This is a genomic window from Anaerolineales bacterium (assembly GCA_022866145.1).
Classification (GTDB): Bacteria; Chloroflexota; Anaerolineae; order Anaerolineales; family E44-bin32; genus PFL42.
Map to the genome: position 1 here is coordinate 1 of JALHUE010000057.1, position 1,751 is coordinate 1,751.

The 1,751-nt window shown below is 68.5% G+C and carries 2 protein-coding genes; one reads left to right on the forward strand and one right to left on the reverse strand.

Going from position 1 to position 1,751, the window contains the following annotated elements; all coding sequences use genetic code 11:
- Positions 1-221: 221 nt before the first annotated feature.
- Positions 222-890, forward strand: a complete 669-nt coding sequence (locus tag MUO23_01630) for a hypothetical protein (GenBank protein MCJ7511653.1) — start codon at positions 222-224, stop codon at positions 888-890.
- Between the two features lie 561 nt (positions 891-1,451).
- Here the strand turns inward: MUO23_01630 and MUO23_01635 are convergent.
- Positions 1,452-1,751: hypothetical protein (locus MUO23_01635; protein MCJ7511654.1), on the reverse strand; the 300-nt coding region annotated here is incomplete at its 5' end.

The window sequence follows — 1,751 nt, forward strand, 5'->3', positions numbered from 1 at the left end:
ATCGCCAGCGGTTGCGCTCGTGACTTCCATTGTCTAGACTCCGCCCCTGGGTGGCGCGACCCCCCATTCCCGCAAGGGGTCCGTCTGGGGTGGGTCCATGGGGGCACACACCGGGCGTCCTTCAAGGCGTTCCTCGGTCAACCCCTCGGCCTGCAGGTCGAGACCTGGGCCGATCGCATGGACGCGCCCCAATCGCCCCCCCGCCTACCAAGGAGCCTTTGATGCCCCCGATCCTCCGCCGCCACAGGATTGCCGTTGTGTGCGTCGGTATGGCGGCCTTCGCCGCCGTCCTGGCCTGCACCTGCAAGCTGCCGCTAAGCCTGCAACCCACACCTACCGAAACACTGCCGCCGGTCCTCACCGAGACCCAGGCGCCGCCCACGGTGGCGACGACCGAGCCGACGGCCACGGCCACGGCCGCAGTCATCGTCGCGCCGACGACGGCGGTGCCGATCGTCGTCCCAGCGACGAAGACCAAAGTGCCGCCGACGATCACGCTCACTACCGCCCCGCCTCCCGGCGGCGGCTCGTGGGGCATCGTCCAATCCGACCTCGAGCTGTACGGTGTATCGCGGGTCTCCCCAATCGGTGCCACCACGACGCTCACCCTCGACGTGCGCAACTACGGGCCCAACGCCTTCGAAGGTCCACTGCGCGTCGTCTGCGTGGCGCAGGGATACCAGCTCGCCGATGCCAGCCAGCCTTGCGCGCCGGCGGTCGCCGACGTGACCGTCGAGATCCACCAGGGAGTCGGCACCGGGCACTTCGACGTCAGCCTGTCAATGACCAACCCGGCCTGCTTCTACCCGGGCGGGCAATGTTCGATCATCGTCCCGGAAAACAAAGACCCGAACCCGGCCAACAATCAGTACGGCTTCTCGCTTCCCTAGGATGGCCGATCCCTCAAGCTTGAGCTGGGGCGCACCCGGGCCCCAGGACACAAGCCGCGCCGAGTGATCCCGGTCGTTCGCTTCCGTCGCCCCGGCGGTGCGGGTCATGGCCGACCGGGCGGCCATTTGAGACGCTTCGGCTGGCTTCTGCTTCTCCTGCTGGCGATCGCCGCGCTCGGATGCAATTTGACCGGCAGCCCGGCCGTCAGCGCTTGCAGGCGTGGGCGGAGCCCGGTCAACCTCCGGCAATGCAATCAGGCTCGGAGCGGTGCGGGTGAGTGCCCACGAGCGACCGCGGCAGTCCGGCCTGAAGACCCCGAGCGAACTCTGCCCGACAAGGAAACGCTCGAGGGTGTCGGCCAACCGGGCGGCACCCTGCTCTTTGGAGCAGCTGTGGCGAATGCGAAGCTCTGCCGGAGCCGAAGTCGGCTGCTGCTGTCGTCGTCGACAGGCTAGGTATCGAAGCCGGGGAGTTTGTCGCTCGCTGTGGCTCGCCCACCGCATGCGCCAGGAAACTGCTGCCGGCGCGCTTGTCGTCGGCTCGGCCGCCTTCGCCCGGCGTTAGGTAGACGGGGACGACGCGGACGGGCCGGCAGATCCGTGGCCCATCCGCACCACTACCCGATGCTTCACCAACTCACGCTCGAGCGGGATGACGCCGTCGGTCAACGGCTGCCCATCCATCTCGACCGAGGCCACCCCGCGCTCGACGCGGGCAGAGTTGTCCACCTGGATCTCGTACAGCGCCTCGCCGCGACGGTAGGTCAGCCGGAACCCCGACCACCAACCGGGAATCACCGGGTCGAGGCGAAGGCTGTCGCCGCAAACGTGAAGGCCGAGGAGCTCCTCGACCCAGGCGCG

Coding starts and splice junctions, on each gene's coding strand:
- MUO23_01630 (MCJ7511653.1), top strand. CDS start 222: ATGCCCCCGATCCTCCGCCGCCACAGGATTGCCGTTGTGTGCGTCGGT.